At 68.4% G+C, this 14,595-nt stretch carries 17 protein-coding genes, 1 tRNA gene and 1 pseudogene; 11 read left to right on the top strand and 8 right to left on the bottom strand.

Annotated elements, in window-relative coordinates:
• Positions 1-101: 101 nt before the first annotated feature.
• From JX552_RS29000 to JX552_RS28980, 5 genes are read left to right on the top strand one after another with little or no spacing between them, the layout of a single operon-like run.
• Complete coding sequence (locus JX552_RS29000; RefSeq protein ID WP_205875247.1) at positions 102-818, top strand: glycosyltransferase family 2 protein; 717 nt, start codon at positions 102-104, stop codon at positions 816-818.
• On the top strand, positions 815-1,762 hold the full coding sequence (locus JX552_RS28995; RefSeq protein WP_205875246.1) for an acyl-CoA dehydrogenase family protein: 948 nt from the start codon (positions 815-817) through the stop codon (positions 1,760-1,762). The genes JX552_RS29000 and JX552_RS28995 overlap by 4 nt, the downstream gene beginning before the upstream one ends.
• Positions 1,759-2,511, top strand: coding sequence for a PIG-L deacetylase family protein (locus JX552_RS28990; protein WP_205875245.1), 753 nt, complete (start codon positions 1,759-1,761; stop codon positions 2,509-2,511). The genes JX552_RS28995 and JX552_RS28990 overlap by 4 nt, the downstream gene beginning before the upstream one ends.
• The gene (locus tag JX552_RS28985) at positions 2,508-3,149 is read left to right on the top strand and encodes an SAM-dependent methyltransferase (protein ID WP_205875244.1); all 642 of its coding nucleotides are present in this window, start codon (positions 2,508-2,510) and stop codon (positions 3,147-3,149) included. Before JX552_RS28990 ends, JX552_RS28985 begins: the two co-directional genes overlap by 4 nt.
• Complete coding sequence (locus tag JX552_RS28980) at positions 3,140-3,898, top strand: endonuclease/exonuclease/phosphatase family protein (RefSeq protein ID WP_205875243.1); 759 nt, start codon at positions 3,140-3,142, stop codon at positions 3,896-3,898. Before JX552_RS28985 ends, JX552_RS28980 begins: the two co-directional genes overlap by 10 nt.
• Before the next feature lies 1 nt (position 3,899).
• Here JX552_RS28980 and JX552_RS28975 read toward each other — a convergent pair whose 3' ends face one another.
• The gene (locus tag JX552_RS28975) at positions 3,900-4,067 is read right to left on the bottom strand and encodes a hypothetical protein (protein ID WP_205875242.1); all 168 of its coding nucleotides are present in this window, start codon (positions 4,065-4,067) and stop codon (positions 3,900-3,902) included.
• A gap of 43 nt (positions 4,068-4,110) precedes the next feature.
• Complete coding sequence (locus JX552_RS28970) at positions 4,111-4,650, bottom strand: cysteine hydrolase family protein (protein WP_205875241.1); 540 nt, start codon at positions 4,648-4,650, stop codon at positions 4,111-4,113.
• A gap of 113 nt (positions 4,651-4,763) precedes the next feature.
• Here JX552_RS28970 and JX552_RS28965 point away from each other — a divergent pair, with 113 nt between their 5' ends.
• The 5 genes from JX552_RS28965 to JX552_RS28945 all read left to right on the top strand — a co-directional run bounded on the left by JX552_RS28965 (position 4,764) and on the right by JX552_RS28945 (position 7,433).
• A complete protein-coding gene (locus JX552_RS28965; RefSeq protein WP_205875240.1) occupies positions 4,764-5,108 on the top strand; it encodes a hypothetical protein in 345 nt (114 codons plus the stop codon).
• Positions 5,109-5,230: 122 nt separating this feature from the next.
• Positions 5,231-5,530 (top strand): DUF4193 domain-containing protein, encoded by a 300-nt coding sequence (locus JX552_RS28960; RefSeq protein ID WP_205875239.1) that lies wholly within the window; start codon positions 5,231-5,233, stop codon positions 5,528-5,530.
• A 40-nt stretch (positions 5,531-5,570) separates the two neighbouring features.
• Positions 5,571-6,899, top strand: a complete 1,329-nt coding sequence (locus JX552_RS28955; RefSeq protein ID WP_241010757.1) for a cytochrome P450 — start codon at positions 5,571-5,573, stop codon at positions 6,897-6,899.
• 34 nt (positions 6,900-6,933) lie between these two features.
• The gene (locus JX552_RS28950) at positions 6,934-7,182 is read left to right on the top strand and encodes a hypothetical protein (RefSeq protein ID WP_205875238.1); all 249 of its coding nucleotides are present in this window, start codon (positions 6,934-6,936) and stop codon (positions 7,180-7,182) included.
• A 95-nt stretch (positions 7,183-7,277) separates the two neighbouring features.
• Positions 7,278-7,433, top strand: coding sequence for a hypothetical protein (locus tag JX552_RS28945; RefSeq protein WP_120794271.1), 156 nt, complete (start codon positions 7,278-7,280; stop codon positions 7,431-7,433).
• A 155-nt stretch (positions 7,434-7,588) separates the two neighbouring features.
• Here the strand turns inward: JX552_RS28945 and JX552_RS28940 are convergent, their stop codons facing one another.
• On the bottom strand, positions 7,589-10,792 hold the full coding sequence (locus JX552_RS28940) for a PE family protein (protein WP_205875237.1): 3,204 nt from the start codon (positions 10,790-10,792) through the stop codon (positions 7,589-7,591).
• Between the two features lie 498 nt (positions 10,793-11,290).
• Between JX552_RS28940 and JX552_RS32920 the strand changes: the two genes are divergently transcribed.
• The gene (locus JX552_RS32920) at positions 11,291-11,515 is read left to right on the top strand and encodes a helix-turn-helix domain-containing protein (RefSeq protein WP_241010756.1); all 225 of its coding nucleotides are present in this window, start codon (positions 11,291-11,293) and stop codon (positions 11,513-11,515) included.
• A 118-nt stretch (positions 11,516-11,633) separates the two neighbouring features.
• Here JX552_RS32920 and JX552_RS32915 read toward each other — a convergent pair whose 3' ends face one another.
• The 5 genes and pseudogenes from JX552_RS32915 to JX552_RS28915 all read right to left on the bottom strand — a co-directional run bounded on the left by JX552_RS32915 (position 11,634) and on the right by JX552_RS28915 (position 14,573).
• Complete coding sequence (locus JX552_RS32915) at positions 11,634-11,876, bottom strand: hypothetical protein (protein WP_241010755.1); 243 nt, start codon at positions 11,874-11,876, stop codon at positions 11,634-11,636.
• A 196-nt stretch (positions 11,877-12,072) separates the two neighbouring features.
• On the bottom strand, positions 12,073-12,231 hold the full coding sequence (locus tag JX552_RS28930; RefSeq protein WP_205878780.1) for a hypothetical protein: 159 nt from the start codon (positions 12,229-12,231) through the stop codon (positions 12,073-12,075).
• Between the two features lie 148 nt (positions 12,232-12,379).
• Positions 12,380-12,453, bottom strand: a tRNA-Pro gene (locus JX552_RS28925).
• A gap of 61 nt (positions 12,454-12,514) precedes the next feature.
• Positions 12,515-13,617, bottom strand: a pseudogene (cds1, locus tag JX552_RS28920) (L-cysteine desulfhydrase Cds1).
• Positions 13,614-14,573: a metallophosphoesterase gene (locus tag JX552_RS28915; protein WP_205875236.1), complete on the bottom strand. Its 960-nt coding sequence runs from the start codon at positions 14,571-14,573 to the stop codon at positions 13,614-13,616. Before JX552_RS28915 ends, cds1 begins: the two are co-directional and overlap by 4 nt.
• Between the last annotated feature and the right edge of the window lie 22 nt (positions 14,574-14,595).

Genomic DNA, 14,595 nt, shown 5'->3' with positions numbered 1-14,595 from the left:
GTCGCTGGTGCATACCCGGCCTTGGCCGATGGCAACCGTGACCGGGCTTGTGCTGTCGCCGCACCGTTTAGCCGGTATCGAAACGGGAAATTAGATTCATTATGTCAGCCGCAGTGTCGCGTACCTACGACCAGGTTGCCGTCGTAATACCAGCCCACAATGAGCGGAAACAACTTCCCCAGTGTCTTTCCGCGCTGGTCACCGCCGGTTTGTGTGTTTCGGTTCCAGTCACCGTCATCGTCGTGCTTGACGCCACCGAAGACGAGAGCGAACGGTTGGCCGGGGAGTACGGATCCGACGTCCACTTCGTGCGGGTCGAGTCCCACAACGTGGGCGCGGCTCGTGCTGCGGGCTTCGAGTTTGCCCGCGCGCTGCGCGGGCCGGATGCCGACTCCTGGTACGCCACCACGGATGCGGACAGCACCGTGGACCCGCAGTGGTTGGCGCGACAGTTGGTCTGTGACGCGGACATGTTCCTGGGCTTGGTCAGGGTGACCGACTGGCAAGACCATCGCTCGGAGGTGGCCGACCGGTATCAGCGGGTCTACGACTCGCGCGTTGACGAGGACCACGACCACGTGCACGGCGCCAACATGGCCTTCAGCTCCCGGGCTTACTGGCGCGTTGGTGGCTTTCGCGCCCTGGCATCCGGGGAGGACGTTGACTTGGTAGCCCGGTTCGAGCATGCTGGCTACCGAATTTGCCGAGACACCGCACGATCGGTTGTCACCTCGGCGCGAATCCAGGCTCGGGCGCCGCGCGGATTTGCTGATCACTTGAACACGCTTGCCGAAAGCGCGACGGGGGATGTCGCATGACCGCCGGATTAGTCAAACATTGGTTGGAATCGGGACGATTGGAACTGCCGCTGCCGGCGGCGGGGTATACCGCGGAGCGCCTGCAGCAGCTGACGCGTCTGGCGCAGGACGATATCGCGGCGGCTCGCATCGCCGAAGCTCACGTCGACGCCGTCGCGATATTGCACGAACTGGGCGGCAAACCGCCCGAACCGAGTCAACTCTGGGGTGTGTGGGCGGCCGAGGCTTCCGACGCGAAGTTGACCGCGACCAGTGTGTCCGGCGACGAGTTCCTGCTCAACGGCACCAAGGTGTGGTGTTCGGGCGCCGGGTTCTGCACCAACGCGCTGGTTTCCGCGCAGCTGCCGGAGGGGCAGCGGGGCCTGTTCGCCGTAACCCTCACCGACGCCGGGGTGAAGCCACTGCCCAGCACTTGGTGGAACCATGGCATGGCGGGCAGTGACACCCGGTCGGTGCAGTTCAACAACGTCCACGCGATTCTGGTCGGGGAGCCGGGGCAGTATCTGACCCGGGCCGGCTTCTGGCATGGGGCGATCGGCGTCGCCGCCTGCTGGCTCGGGGGGGCGCGCCGGGTGGCCGAGCCGCTGTATCGCAGCGCCCGCAGTGAGTCGGCTGACGCCTACGCCTTGGCGCACCTGGGTGCGGTCGATGCCGCGCTGGCAGCCGGCGACGCGATACTGGCCGCGGCCGCCGCTCAGATCGACGCCGACCCGTTCGACCGGGCGGGAACCGCTCAATTGCTGGCTCGCCGCGTCCGTGCGGTGGTGGAACACGCCGTCGACGAAGCAATCACCCGCACCGGACGCGCCCTCGGACCCGGTCCGCTGTGCCAGGACGGTCGGCACGCTCAGCGGGTAGCTGACCTGACCATCTATATCCGACAAAGTCATGCGGAGCGGGACCTCGCCGAACTGGGCCGCCTGGCCGGGCGACGCAGCCATTGAGGGGCACGCCGGCGACCAATGGGCCGCGATTTGCGGCCAGACCGTTGACCGGCGGCGGCACCCCGGTGCAGGCCTGGCTGGATGTGCCTCGGCCCCCCGAGTTGGACCTGACCGCATGCACCGGCTTGATCGTCATTGCGGCGCACCCCGACGACGAAACTTTGGGAATGGGAGCGACGATCGCTCAACTGGCCGCAGCGGGCGTCAACGTCGAGGTGGTGTCGGTGAGTGACGGAGGCGCCGCACGTCCGGACGCGTCGGTGGCCGAGCGGGCCCGGCTCGAAGGCGCGCGTCGTGACGAGTTGTTCAATGCCGCAGCGGTTCTGGGTGTTGGCACGCCGCGGACGCTGCGGTTGCCGGACGGGCGGTTGGGCGAGCACGAGGGTCGTCTCGCCGGGCTGATCGGCGAGATTCTGCGCGACTGCCCGCCTGGGTCCTGGTGCGCGGCGAACTGGCGCGGTGACGGTCACCCGGATCATGAGGCGGTCGGGCGGGCGGCGGCGACCGCGTGCGCCCGCACCGGTGTGACCCTGCTGGAGTATCCGGTGTGGATGTGGCACTGGGCTAGTCCCGGCGATCCCGTCGTGCCCTGGAACCGCGCCTTGTCGATGCCGCTGGAGCGGTGGGCGGTAGAGCGTAAAAGCGAAGCTGCACAGTGCTTTTCGAGTCAGTTCGAGGGCCGGGATCCGGTTTTGCCGGCGTTCGTGCTGCGCAGGCTCCTGGCGGTGGGCGAGGTGGTTTTCCGATGACCACCCGACTCCCCGACGACTACTTCGACCGCATGTACGCCCGCGCCGAGGACCCGTGGGAGCTCTCGACTCGCTGGTACGAACAGCGCAAGTATGCGATCACAATGGCGTTGCTGCCCGGGCAGCGATATCGGCATGCATTCGAGCCGGGCTGCTCGATCGGGATGTTGACCGCCGAATTGGCGCTGCGCTGTGACCACGTCACCGCCGGCGATGTGGCTGACGCGGCCATCCGGGCCGCCGATGAGCGGTTGCGGCGCAGCGGGCGTCTCGACGGGGTGACATTGATGCGCGGGTCGCTGGACGAGCCCTGGCCGGGCGGCCCGTTCGATCTGCTGGTGCTCAGCGAGATCGCCTACTACCTGAGCGCGGACACCTTGGCGCAGGTGATGCGCCGGGAGTGTCCTCGACTGCTGCCTGGGGCCACCGTCATCGCCGCCCACTGGCGGCACCCGGTCGACGATTACCCGCTCACGGGCGACGCGGCCCACACCGTGATCGCCGCGACGCCTGGACTCGTGCCGCTGGGGCGCTACCGAGATGACGACGTCGTCATCGACGTATTTGAGACCGGTCATGCGCTCTCGGTGGCGGCCCGGGAAAACGTGCCGGGAGTGCAGGAACGGTCGTGCGAATAGCGACCTTCAACATCCTGCACGGCCGCACCGTCGGAGACGGCGTGGACCCGCAGCGGCTGCAGGACTGCGTGCGGCGCCTGGACCCGGATGTACTCGCTTTGCAAGAGGTCGACTTCGACCAGCTCCGGTCCGGTCGGGCCGACCTCACGGCCGCCGCCGAGGCGATGGGTGCGGTGGAGCACCGGTTCGTGGCCGCTATCTCGGGAACACCCGGGGCGACGTGGATGGCGGCCACCGGCCGGGAACAACCCGGGACTGCGGCGTACGGAATCGCGCTGCTGTCGCGATTCCAGGCGACCAGCTGGCAGGTGGTGCGGCTGCCCCGCATCCCGATGCGCTTTCCTATGTATCTACCGGTACCCAACAAGGTGATGATCGTCGACGAGGAGCCGCGCGCGGCGGTGATCGCGCGCTTGCAGACGCCGCTGGGGCTGATGACGGTCGCTAACACGCACTTGTCCTACGTGCCGGCGTGGAACGTGCGCCAACTGCGTCGCCTGATTCGCGACCTGCGCGGTCTGCCGGGGCCACGGCTGCTGGTCGGCGACTTAAACCTCACACCGGCGCCCGTGCACCGCTGGACCGGTATGAGACCGCTGGCGACCGCGGCGACCTTTCCCGCCGATATGCCGACTCGTCAGCTCGATCACATCGTGACCGACGACAAGGAACTTTGCGCCGGCGCGACCATCGCCGAGATGATGTCGATTTCGGATCACCGGCCGTTGGTGGCCGACCTGCACCGCTGATTCAGTCCTGCTGGCTGCGCGCCTCAGCGCCTGTCAGCCCAGCATCGAAATCGTCGTCGGCAGCCGTGCGTCCTACGTAGTCGCCGTCGCTCTCGCGTCCTTCCCGTGAGTTGGCGACGTGCTCGTCGCCCTCCACGTCCTGCTCGCTCTTTTCCTTGCCACCGGTCATCACGACCTCCTTCGGTTGCGGGTGTGCCTGGCTTTGTCCTGCGCTACGGCAGGCAGTGTGCGGCCGACACGAGTTCGGCGCTCATGTTGCGCTCCATCATCTTCAGCGCGGCTGAACCGAGTTCCTCGTCGATGTTCGCGACCGCGTCGGGCGGTACCACCACCTCGTAATGGCGAAGGTAGCCGTCGAGGGCGCTGTAGAGGATGCACTGTTCGGTGACCTGACCGGACAGCACGAGCCGCTGGGTCTTCAGTCGATCCAGCAGATAATCCAGTGCCGTGGAGTAGAAGACGCTGTGGCGAACCTTCGTGAGCAGGTAGGTGTCGGCCGAGGGCACCAGCGGCTTGACCAGCTCAGGTCGCTTGCCCTGCAGTGCGCCGGAGATGACGGCTTCGCGGTCGGCGGTGAAGTTGCCGTGGTTGTCGTTGACGTAGATCAGGTCGACGCCGTCGTGCTCGCGGGCGTCGTTGGCCAGGCCGACCAGCGGATCGACGATGCCGGCGACGTTGTCGGCCAGTTGCTCGGCGTCGGGATGGTCGTAGGCGTTGAACATGTCGATGATCAACACGGCAGTATCACTCACAGACAGCTTGTACCCGGTCTGAGGGAACTCAACAGGATGCCGAGCGATCATTGAGGTCCGCCGCCAAAATTGGGTAGTGCAGCAACTGTATCCCTAGGATATAGTAACCCGTAATGAGGTTTCCTTCGTCTCTTGGAGTGAGCATGGTGTACATCGGGACAGACTCGTTCGTTCACGGGCCGGCCGCCAGCGACTCCGACGAGCGCGCCGTGAGCGTGCCCGGCCTGGTGGCCGCGGCAACCTGGGCCGTGGGCCTGGCCATCGGTCTCACGGCGATGGCGGCCGGGCATGAGCTGCTGGCCGGAGTGTCCTTGGTGTTGGCCATCATGTCGCCCTGGCTCGGGCTTGCCTGGGTCGCGCGCAATCAGCGGGTCGACATGCGTCGCCAGCGTGCGCTGGCGTCCCAGACGGTGCTCTACCCGGAGAGCTGGCCGGCGCTGCAACTGACCGCGCGCTGACCCATAGCACAACTCAGAATTCTTCCTTCCGAAGGGGTGTGGGCCGCGCCGGAAAGGGGTACTGCCTGTGCCAACGGGCGACCATCTGGTGAGCAGCCCGACCTTTGCAGGAAGGAACTGCCATGACGACCGTCAGTGATTACGACGCACGCCGTGTGACCGATGCCGACGCCGCGGACCAGTCCACGCTTCGTGAACTGGGCAGCGTGCCAAAACTGACGACGGCAGTTGTCGACGACGACCCCAACGAGTCGCTCTTCTTCGAGTTGCCGGGTGCCGACCTGTCCAGCGAGGAACTGTCGGTGGTGGTGATTCCCCAGCGCTCGGACGAGTTCACCTGCTCGAGCTGCTTCCTGGTGCAGCACCGCAACCGGCTTCGCGACACCAGCGGCGGCCGGCAGATCTGCGCGGACTGCGTGTGACGCTTCGCTCTCGCCGCGGCGAAGAGGACAATCGCTGGGCGTGAGCCCGCCGCCCGGACTGCCCGCTCCGCGCGGGTTCCGTGGCGTTTGCGCCGCCGCGTATGCGCTGGCCTACCTGGTGGGGGGCGAGCGCCGCATGATGCGACTGATCGGCCGGTACGGACCGATCATGACGATGCCGATTCTCGGCCTGGGTGACGTGGCTATCGTCTCGGACGCGGCGCTGGCCAAGGAGGTGTTCACCACTGCGACCGACGTACTGCTCGGTGGCGAGGGAGTGGGCCCGGCGGCGGCCATCTACGGGTCCGGATCGATGTTCGTGCAGGAAGAGCCGGAGCACCTGCGGCGGCGCCGTCTGCTGACGCCCCCGCTGCACGGTGTCGCGCTCAATGCCTACGTGCCGATCATCGAGGCATCGACGCGGGCGGCAATGCGCGGTTGGCCCGTCGACCGCCCTTTTTCGATGCTGCACGCCGCGCGGGCGCTGATGCTGGACGTGATCGTGCGGGTCATCTTCGGCGTCGAGGACCCCGGCGAGGTGCGCCGACTGGGACGGCCATTCGAACACCTGCTGAATCTGGGCGTATCGGAGCAGTTGACCGTGCGCTACGCGCTGCGCGGTCTCGGCACGCTGCGGGTGTGGCCGGCCCGGGCGCGGGCCAGGCGCGAGATCGACGAGCTCGTAATGCCGCTCATCGCCGCGCGCCGAGACGACCCGGCATCGGCCGATCAGCGCGACATCCTGGCACTGCTCATGCGCGCCCGGGGAGACGACGGAGAAAGGTTGTCCGACGGCGAGATTCGCGACGACCTGATCACCTTGATGCTGGCCGGCCACGAAACCACCGCGACCACGCTGGCGTGGGTGTTCGACCTGCTGCTGCACCATCCTGCTGCGCTGGCCCGGGTGCGAGAGGAGGCCGTGCGCGGCGGCGAGGAGTTCACGACGGCGGTCATCGAGGAGGCGTTGCGGATCCGCCCGCCCGCTCCGTTGACCTCCCGGGTGGCGGCGCAACCCTTCCGGCTGGGCGGCTATTCGATCGCCGCGGGGACACGGATCGTCGTGCACATCATCGCGATCAACCGCAATCCGGCCGTCTACGAGAATCCCCGGGAGTTCATGCCCGAGCGCTTCCTGGGCGTGCGGCCCCAGACCTATGCGTGGCTTCCCTTCGGCGGCGGTGTGAAACGGTGTCTGGGCGCCGCCTTTTCGATGCGGGAATTGGTCACCGTGCTACACGTGTTGCTGCGCGGCGGGGAATTCAGCGCCGTGGATTCCCGGTCGGAGCAAGTGGTGCGCCGGTCCATCATGCTTGCTCCGCGCCACGGCACACGGGTGCGATTTCGGCCGCTCCAAGAATTCATTTAGAACCCGTCAAGGTGCGACTGCCAGCCTGCCTGCCATGACCACCGACATTTCCGCCGGATCCGTTGCAGACGCCGCGCCCGAGCCGGCCACCAGTGGATACGCCTCGGCCGCCTTGGCATTCAGCATCGTCGGAGCGGTCCTGCTGGGCGTCTTCTGCGCGATCGCCGCGTTGACCGAGCCCGACACCAGCCTCCAAGGCCGCCGCGAAGCGATAGCGGCACTGGCGATCTCGGCCGGCTGGGTCGCCCTGGTGCTGGCCGCTGTGCACGGGCATCCGATGTAGATCTGTGACAGTGCGTTGTGATTGGACGCACATATCGCGGGGTACACCGATGTTGGATCTGCCAATTAGACAGCGTTCAACAGAAGGGGCGCGACGTGATCATCCTGGGAATTATTTTGCTGCTGATCGGCTATTTCGCCGGTATCCCAATTCTTTACACGATCGGCGGCATTCTCGTGCTCGTCGGTGTGATTTTGTGGATTCTGGGTGCGGTTGGGCGCCCGGTGGGAGGACGAAGAGTCTGGTTCTAGCGTTCCTGGGAGCGGGGAGGGGTGCGGGCGGCCGCCCGGTTGGAGGTCAATGAGTCTGGTGCTAGCCGCTCACGAGGTCGAGAACCGAGGCACTATGGCCTAGAGCGCATCTTGGTCAGCACGGATTCCAGCCGCACGGAGTCTAACCGCGATGGTTACATGGGACCGCCCGCACCTCCCGCACCACCCGAGCCACCGGATCCACCGTCGTCAGAACTCTGGCCGGGTAGGCCTGGGGTGGGAAGGCCGCCGGGCCCTGAGTTTCCGGAGCCGCCCATCCCCCCGTTCCCCCCACTGCCGCCAAAGCCGCTTTCTCCGCTTTGCCCGCCAGTGCCGCCGTCCCCCCCTCGGCCACCGGTGATGCCAGAGCCTCCCATTCCGCCGATGCCCCCGCCACCACCGTCGCCCGAATCCTCTCCGTTGCCGCCGGGGCCGCCGACGCCGCCCGTCCCGCCGGCGCCGCCCTTGCTGCCCGTGGTGACGACACCAGTTCCACCCAATCCGCCCGTGCCGCCGACGCCTCCGGTCCCTGCTTTCGCAGCGTCGCCCCCGGCGCCGCCTGCCCCGCCGGTGCCGCCCACTCCGCCGGTGCCGCTTCCCCCAAAAGTGCCGCTGGTGCCGCCGGCGCCGCCTGTCCCGCCGGCCCCGCCGGTCCCGCCGCCAGATATCGCCCCGACGTTATGAAGATCCCCTCGCCCGCCCGGGCCGCCCACGCCGCCTTTTCCGCCGGCGGCACCGGTCGAGCCGTCGCCGCTGGCGCCACCGCCGGCGCCGCCGTCGCCACCCTTACCGCCGGTCTTGGCGCTTTGGGTCCCGACTAAGTTGCCGCCGGCGCCGCCGTTGCCACCGTCGCCGCCTGGGCTGGGCGTGCCCGATGCGCCGTCGCTCGAACCAGAGGCGCCGCCGCCTGGGACGCCGCCGTCGCCACCGCTGCCACCCTTGCCGCCGTTGCCGCCGCTGACAGGCCCGTCTGTTTTGTTTCCGTCGCCGCCGTCGCCGCCAAGGCCCGCGGCCCCGCCGTCGCCGCCGTCGCCGCCGTTGCCGCCGATTCCGTTGGTGCCGGCATGGCCTGCGGTGGCGGCGCCGCCTGCTCCGCCGGTGCCGCCTGCTCCGCCGGAGCCGCCGGCCCCGCCGTTGCCGCCGTCTTGCCCGTTGTCGCCGGTATTGGCCTTGGCGGACGCGCCGTTGCTGCCTGCGCCGCCTTTTCCTCCGTCGCCGCCGGCGCCGGCGTCACCGCCGTTGCCGCCGTTGCCGGCGTGGGTGCCTGCTGCGCCGCCGTTTCCGCCGTTGCCGCCGGCTCCGGCAGCTTTGCCGTCGGTGCCGTGGGCGCCGGGGGTGGTGGCGTCGGCTCCGTCGGCTCCGTTGGCGCCTTTGCCGCCGGTGCCGCCGTTGCCGCCGTTGCCGACGGTGCCGCCGTTGCCGCCCGTGCCACCGGTGGCACCGGACTGGCCTGCGGTGGCGCCTGCTGCTCCGGCGCCGCCGTCTCCGCCGTTGCCGCCGCTGGTCGGGGTGGTTCCGGTTGCCCCGGGAGTACCGCTGGTGGCCCCGGTCCCGCCGGCGCCGCCGGCACCGCCGGCACCGGGATCTCCGCCGTGGCCGCCGCTGCCGCCGACACCGTTGTTCACCGTCCAGGAGCCTTCGGCCCCATGGCCGCCGTCGGCGGGTGTGCCTCCGCGCCCGCCGTTGCCGCCGTTGCCGCCGATTCCGTTGGTGCCGGCATGGCCTGCGGTGGCGGCGCCGCCTGCTCCGCCGGTGCCGCCTGCTCCGCCGGAGCCGCCGGCCCCGCCGTTGCCGCCGTCTTGCCCGTTGTCGCCGGTATTGGCTTTGGCGGACGCGCCGTTGCTGCCTGCGCCGCCTTTTCCTCCGTCGCCGCCGGCGCCGGCGTCACCGCCGTTGCCGCCGTTGCCGGCGTGGGTGCCTGCTGCGCCGCCGTTTCCGCCGTTGCCGCCGGCTCCGGCAGCTTTGCCGTCGGTGCCGTGGGCGCCGGGGGTGGTGGCGTCGGCTCCGTCGGCTCCGTTGGCGCCTTTGCCGCCGGTGCCGCCGTTGCCGCCGTTGCCGACGGTGCCGCCGTTGCCGCCCGTGCCACCGGTGGCACCGGACTGGCCTGCGGTGGCGCCTGCTGCTCCGGCGCCGCCGTCTCCGCCGTTGCCGCCGCTGGTCGGGGTGGTTCCGGTTGCCCCGGGAGTACCGCTGGTGGCCCCGGTCCCGCCGGCGCCGCCGGCACCGCCGGCACCGGGATCTCCGCCGTGGCCGCCGCTGCCTCCGACACCGTTGTTCACCGTCCAGGAGCCCGCAGCGCCGTCCGCGCCGTCACCACCCACTCCGCCTGCGCCCCCGGTCCCGCCAGGACCGCCGGCCCCTTGCCCGCCGGCCCGGCCAAGAAGACCAGAAGCACCGCCTTGGCCGCCGACCCCACCAGTGCCGCCGTTGCCGCCGGCAGCGCCATCGCCGCCATCGCCGCCGGCCATTCCGGCCCCCGCTGCACCCGCGCCGGCCGTCCCCGCACCGCCATGACCGCCCAACCCGCCGACCCCGCCGGCCCCTCCGGTCCCTCCGTTCCCCCACAGCCAGCCGCCCCTACCGCCGGTACCGCCGGTACCGCCGGTTCCGCCGGCACCCCCGGCCTCTCCGCCCCCTCCGGCAGCGCCTACGAACCCTGCCCCACCAGTGCCTCCAACGCCGCCGGCGCCGAACAAACTCGCATGGCCACCAAGCCCTCCCGTACCGCCAGCCGATCCCGGGCCGAGCGCCACCCCGCCGGTACCGCCGGGCCCCCCGTTGCCCCACAGCCAGCCACCGGTACCACCTGTCCCACCTGGTGCGCCCGCGCCGCCGATGCCACCGGTGCCGCCGGTGCCGAAGAGTCCTGCGGCGCCGCCCGCGCCACCCGCTATGCCGGGATTGGCACCGGCCGCTCCGTTGCCGCCGTTGCCGAACAACAGCCCAGCAGCCCCCCCCGATTGCCCGGGCGCGGTCCCATCGAGACCATTACCGACCAATGGCCGGCCCAACAGTAATTCGGTAGGTGCGTTCAGCACCGCCAGCACATCGCGTTCGAGACTCTGCAGTGGTGACGCAGCTATTGCCTCGGCACGCATATACGAGTCCGCGCTGGCGGACACGGCCCGCACAAATCGCTCGTGGAAAAACGCAATCTGCCGGCTCAGCGTCTGATAATCCTGGCCGTGAGTTCCAAACAGGCTCGCGATCGCTGTAGACACCTCATCAGCGGCAGCAGCCTCAAGTGCGGTGGTCGGCCACGCCGCCGCCTCGCAAGCCTCGGCGATCGTCCGTCCCACCCGGGCGAGATCCGACGCGGCAATTGTCACCAATTCCGGTGTCACAGTTAGTGACGTCATGACGAGACCCTTCGCTAAATTCGGTACTCGATAGTCAGATAACGCCGCCAAACCCTCTGCGTCTAGCGCACATATCGCAATAAAACGTTGCAGAACTCACAACGATTACCGCTTATTAACATTTTGTGCGGCAGGCGGGAAATTGCCCGAAGTGGCGTGTGTTCGCATCACCTGGACAACGGTGGCGGTGTGGGGGTGTCGAAGCGTGGTCTTGTGGCCAGGAACGTCGCGCCCACAGCGGATAGAGACCGGCATTCAGGATGAGCACAGCTGCGTCGCCCGAACCCACGCCCGATCCGCGCCTTGTGTCCACCAGGGACCACCCACCCCGCAGCATCCCAGCCGGCGCCCAGATAAACGCCTGGCCCTCGGAACGAGGTCCAGGCCGTGTGTGAGTGTCCTAGAGACATCAAAGTCGGGGTGGCGGTGTGTGGTTTCAGGACATAGGAATAGCGTGTCTTAAGACATCGGAATAGTTGATGGGTTCAGCGTCAGCGGGTGTCGAAAGCCCGCCTGGTCATCACTGCCGTCGTCATTGAGGGTCGTAGCCAATCTGAGGTAGCCCGTGATTACGGGGTGTCTCAGGGCTGGATCTCAAAGCTGGTCGCCCGGTACCGGCTTGAAGGCGAGGCCGCGTTCGAGCTGCGCTCGCGCCGGCCGCACACCAGCCCAACCCCGATTGCCGCAGGCCACCGTCGATCTGATCACCGGCTTGCGCGCTGAACTGCCAGCAAAGGACTCGACCACGGTCCCCACACCATCGCCTGGCACCTCAAGCACCACCACGGCCTGGTGGTGTCAGTACCCAGCATCCACCGCCACCTGGTCGCCTTCGGCCTCATCATTCCCACACCCCAGCGCCGGCCCAAGTCCTCCCCGCATCACCGGCCCCATCGTCCAGGCCGAATTCCGCAAAGCCTGTGCCACCCAGGGCATCCCGTACTCCACGCTCACTGACAACGGCATGGTCTTCACCACCCGCTTCTCCGGCGGCAAAGGCGGCCGCAACCACCTGGAATCCGAACTCCACCGCCTGGGCGTGGTCCAGATCAACTCCACCCCAATCACCCACCACCTGCGGCAAAGTCGAATGCTTCCACCAAACCCTCAAAAAATGACTCACCGCCCAACCCCGCGCCACCAACATCGCCGAACTACAAACCCAACTCGACCAATTCACCGACCTTTACAACCACCGCCGCCCACACCGCGAACTACCCCACCACGCCAGCCCGGCCACCGCCTACACCGCACGCCCCAAAGCCACCCCCGGGCAACGCCTAGACACCCACAACCGCCTCCGCACCGACCGCATCGACCAATAAGGAAAACGCACCCTGCGCCACGCCGGCCGACTCCACCACGTCGGCATCGGCCGAACCCACACCCGCACCCGCGTACTGATCCTCGCCCAAGACCTCAACATCAGAATCATCCACGCCACCACCGGCGAACTCCTCCGCCAGCTAACACTGGACCCCACCAGGGACTACCAACCCCGCGGCACCCCCACCGGCCGCCCAAAGAAAAAACCCGAACCCTAAACGAGGGTTCGGACAATTCCGATGTCTTGAGACATCACAAAAGTCGGGGTGGCGGGATTCGAACCCACGGCCTCTTCGTCCCGAACGAAGCGCGCTACCAAGCTGCGCCACACCCCGCTTGAAGCCTCGACAGCCTATCGCACCGGAGCGGCCACCTCCCAAACGGCAGGTCGGCGGCTCAGTCCCAGCGGCAGTAACGCTCGAATTCGACGAGCGCCCGGGCGGCATGGCCGGGATCGAGTCCCTGGGCGGCGACCCACTCGTCGTCGAAATAGGTGTCGGCGTAGCGGTCACCGCTGTCAGCCAGCAGCGTCACCACCGAACCTCGGCGGCCCGCGGCCACCATCTCGGCCAGCAGGCCGAACGCGCCCCACAGATTGGTGCCCGTCGACGGGCCGACCCGGCGGCCCAGGACAGCGCTGACATGGCGAGCGGCCGCGATTGAGGCCGCGTCGGGCACCGAGACCATCCGGTCGACCAGCGAAGGCAGAAACGACGGCTCGACCCGCGGCCGGCCGATGCCTTCGATCCGTGACGACGCGCCGGTCACCACGTCGAGCCGGTTCTCGACGAAGGCGGGAAAGAAGGCGGAGTTTTCCGGGTCGACGACGCACAACCTGGTCGCGTGGCGGCGGTAGCGGATGTAACGGCCGATCGTGGCGCTGGTGCCGCCGGTGCCGGCGCCCACCACGATCCAGGCCGGGATGGGTGTGCCTCGAACTCCATCTGCAAGTAGATCGACTCGGCGATGTTGTTGTTGCCGCGCCAGTCAGTGGCGCGTTCGGCGTTGGTGAACTGATCGAGATAGTGGCCCCCGGTCTGCGCGGCGACGCGCGCCGCCTCCGCATAGACCTCACTGGACTTCTGCACGAAATGGCAACGGCCGCCCTGTGATTCGATCAAAGCGATCTTGGCGGCGCTGGTCGCCGCCGGCATCACCGCGACGAACGGCAGCCCCAGCATCGCCGCGAAGTAGGCCTCCGACACCGCGGTGGAGCCCGAGGACGCCTCCACCACCGTGGTGCCCTCACCGATCCAGCCGTTGCACAACGCGTAGAGGAACAGGGAACGGGCAAGCCGGTGCTTGAGGCTTCCGGTGATGTGGGTCGTCTCGTCCTTGAGGTAGAGCTCCACTCCGGCGCTATCGCCCCACCCGGCGGGCAACGGGTAACGCAGCAGATGGGTGTCGGCGCTGCGTCTCGCGTCCGCCTCGATCAACCGGATCGCATTGTCGGTCCAGCTGCGGGAGAGGCTGCGGGCCGCGATGCGGGTTTGTGTCAACGCACGGACACTGTTGGCTGCGAGCGCCCCAGGTTGCTGGTCGAATCCCGGCCGCCCATCGGGGTGGCGATTAACGTCAGCAGGGTCGCCTCCGGCCGGCAGCAGAACCGCACCGGCGCGAATGGCGACGTTCCGATCCCCGCGGAGACATGCAGCCGGGTGTTGGAGCCCCACTGGGAGGCGCCCTTGGCCCGGGAGCGGTCCAGACCGCAGTTCGTGACCAACGCGCCGTAGAACGGCAGGCACAGCTGGCCACCGTGCGTGTGACCGGCCATGATCAGTTGGTATCCGTCGGCGGCGAAGCGGTCCAGCACCCGCGGTTCCGGCGAGTGCACCAGGCCCAGCTGCAGATTGGCGGCCGGACTGGCCGGCCCGGCGATGGTGTCGTAGCGGTCGCGGTCGATATGCGGGTCATCCACACCCGCTGCCGCGACGTGCAGGCCCGCCACCTCGAACTCGCGGCGATTGTGCGTGAGGTCCTGCCACCCCCGTTCGGTGAACGCCGCCCGCAGGTCCTGCCAGGGCAGCGGCTCGCCCTTGATCCGGTGATCCGGGTTGGTCAGATAGTTCATCGGGTTCTTTAGGCGGGGGCCGAAATAGTCGTTGCTGCCGAAGACGAAGACACCGGGCCGGGACAGTAGATCGCCCAGGGACTGCACCACCGCGGGAACCGCTTTGGGGTGCGCCAGGTTGTCGCCGGTATTTACCACTAGATCGGGCTCCCAGCTGGCCAATTCGCGCAGCCAGGCCTGTTTGCGCCGCTGGTTGGGTGTCATGTGCAGGTCGCTGATGTGCAGCACCCGCAGCGGGGTGGAACCGGGGCTCAAAACCGGCATGGTGATCTCGCGCAGCACGAAGGCGTTGCGCTCGACGAACGCGGCGTAGCCGATCCCGGCCACCGCTGAGCCGAGCGCCGCGGCGCCGGTCCTTAACACGACGGGGAGTACCTCAGCCATGCCAGGCAGTTTACTGCCCGGT

It is taken from the genome of Mycobacterium gordonae (genome assembly GCF_017086405.1).
Taxonomy (GTDB): Bacteria; Actinomycetota; Actinomycetes; order Mycobacteriales; family Mycobacteriaceae; genus Mycobacterium; species Mycobacterium gordonae_D.
Note: the sequence above shows the minus strand (reverse complement) of the source record. Positions and strands in the feature narration are given on the sequence as shown.

What these genes read in the sequence shown, in the direction of transcription:
- JX552_RS29000 (WP_205875247.1), top strand. Translation starts at nt 102, where the DNA reads ATGTCAGCCGCAGTGTCGCGTACCTACGACCAGGTTGCCGTCGTAATA.
- JX552_RS28995 (WP_205875246.1), top strand. Translation starts at nt 815, where the DNA reads ATGACCGCCGGATTAGTCAAACATTGGTTGGAATCGGGACGATTGGAA.
- JX552_RS28985 (WP_205875244.1), top strand. Translation starts at nt 2,508, where the DNA reads ATGACCACCCGACTCCCCGACGACTACTTCGACCGCATGTACGCCCGC.
- JX552_RS28975 (WP_205875242.1), bottom strand. Translation starts at nt 4,067, where the DNA reads ATGACCGGTGGCAAGGAAAAGAGCGAGCAGGACGTGGAGGGCGACGAG.
- JX552_RS28965 (WP_205875240.1), top strand. Translation starts at nt 4,764, where the DNA reads ATGAGGTTTCCTTCGTCTCTTGGAGTGAGCATGGTGTACATCGGGACA.
- JX552_RS28960 (WP_205875239.1), top strand. Translation starts at nt 5,231, where the DNA reads ATGACGACCGTCAGTGATTACGACGCACGCCGTGTGACCGATGCCGAC.
- JX552_RS28950 (WP_205875238.1), top strand. Translation starts at nt 6,934, where the DNA reads ATGACCACCGACATTTCCGCCGGATCCGTTGCAGACGCCGCGCCCGAG.
- JX552_RS28940 (WP_205875237.1), bottom strand. Translation starts at nt 10,792, where the DNA reads ATGACGTCACTAACTGTGACACCGGAATTGGTGACAATTGCCGCGTCG.
- JX552_RS28915 (WP_205875236.1), bottom strand. Translation starts at nt 14,573, where the DNA reads ATGGCTGAGGTACTCCCCGTCGTGTTAAGGACCGGCGCCGCGGCGCTC.